The sequence below is a fragment of the Acidisphaera rubrifaciens HS-AP3 genome, from assembly GCF_000964365.1.
GTDB classification, from domain to species: Bacteria; Pseudomonadota; Alphaproteobacteria; order Acetobacterales; family Acetobacteraceae; genus Acidisphaera; species Acidisphaera rubrifaciens.
Genome location: NZ_BANB01000667.1, coordinates 1 through 855 on the forward strand (window position 1 = coordinate 1; position 855 = coordinate 855).

Genomic DNA, 855 nt, shown 5'->3' on the forward strand with positions numbered 1-855 from the left:
CTCGGCGATCTCCTGCGCCTGCCGCACGCGCGCATCCCGGGGTGCGGCGCCCGCCTCCAGCGCCGCCAGCCGCCGCTCCTGGTCGATCACCACGCCCGCCACCGCCGCGAAGCCGCCGTAGAGCCGCCCGTCCTCGCTGCTGAACCGCTTGCCCGCCTCGAAGCCGACCGCCGTGAGCACGCCGAACAGCGTCTCGCCGCCGACGACCGGCGCCGCGATCACCGCCTCCGGCCCGCCGGACAGCTTCTCCGACTGGCGTATGTCGCGATAGCGCGGCGCGCCGATCTGCACCTCCAGCGTCGCGCCCGCCAGACCCGCGATGCCCTCGCCGAGCGGCACGGGCTGGCCGATCAGCGTCTGTTCGCTGTCCTCGCTGCCGATCGTCATGGCGAACAGCAGCCGTTGCCCGGCATGGTCCATGACCAGCAGCGAGCCTTCCGGCGCGCCGGTCATCTGCAACCCGGTCCAGATCAGCAGCCGCAGCGTCGCCTCGGTCGCCGAGGTCGGCCGGATGCCGAGATGTCGTTCCAACAGCTCCGCGCTGACCGGCATGAGCGTTCCCTATGGCAGCGATTTAGGCGACGCGGCGCCCAGCACCGGGCGCGGGACCGAGCTGATGTCGAGGCCGTCAGTAGAGCCAAGCCCCTGACGCACCTGCAAGAGCCGGGCAAACAGCGACGTGCCCTGCGCCAGCAGCGCGGGCGGCCCCACGGTCGCGAACCGCCCGTCCTCCAGGCAGCACACCTCGTCGGCCATGCGGCGGACGAACTCCAGATGATGCTCGACCATGATCACCGTCATGCCCGCGCACGCCGCGCGCAGGCAGCGTTCGAGCAACTCCACCCCGATCGCGTC

The 855-nt window shown here is 72.0% G+C and carries 2 protein-coding genes; both read right to left on the reverse strand.

The genetic code is table 11. The features are described from left to right. On the reverse strand, positions 1-552 hold a 552-nt coding region (locus B8460_RS16080; protein ID WP_048862627.1), incomplete at its 3' end, for a GAF domain-containing protein. Between the two features lie 9 nt (positions 553-561). Further along, positions 562-855, reverse strand: a 294-nt coding sequence (locus B8460_RS22210) for a hypothetical protein (RefSeq protein ID WP_048862628.1), incomplete at its 5' end; no start/stop codon positions are given.